The sequence below is a fragment of the Altererythrobacter lutimaris genome, from assembly GCF_013371495.1.
In the GTDB taxonomy this organism is placed as follows: Bacteria; Pseudomonadota; Alphaproteobacteria; order Sphingomonadales; family Sphingomonadaceae; genus Erythrobacter; species Erythrobacter lutimaris_A.
The window spans coordinates 1-502 of the sequence record NZ_JABWTA010000010.1; the positions used below are offsets into that span (position 1 = coordinate 1).

Genomic DNA, 502 nt, shown 5'->3' on the forward strand with positions numbered 1-502 from the left:
CCGACGAACGCCATGCCAAGATGATGGCGCGCGAGCTCAGCCACCGCGTGAAGAACATGTTCTCGGTCATTTCGGCCATCGTGAACATGGCCGGGCGCGACCGGGGGCAGGAGGAGATGGCCGACTGGATCACATCGCGGATCCAGGCGCTGGGCCGCGCGTACGAAACCACGCTCGACGAGGCGAGCTCGGGCAGCATCGGCGTCGGCCAGATGATGCGCGCGGTGCTCGGCCCCTATGACGGCGGCGGCGAAAATATCAGCTATCGGGGTGAGCCGGTAAAGCTGGACACCAACATCGTATCGATGCTCGGCCTGACGCTGCACGAGCTGGCGACGAACGCCATCAAATATGGCGCGCTCAGCACCGACCACGGCAAGGTGACGATCGAATGGGAAGCCGAAGACGGCGAGCTCGCGATCGACTGGCGCGAAGACGGCGGCCCCGCGGTTACCGAACCACCCGAAGGCAAGGGCAGCGGATCGAACATCGTGCGCCGCCT

General features: G+C 65.3%; 1 protein-coding gene. It reads left to right on the forward strand.

What is annotated here, in order from left to right; genetic code table 11:
- Window positions 1–502 (forward strand): HWE histidine kinase domain-containing protein (locus tag HUO12_RS14300; RefSeq protein WP_332310434.1); only part of this gene is annotated, 502 nt, incomplete at both ends.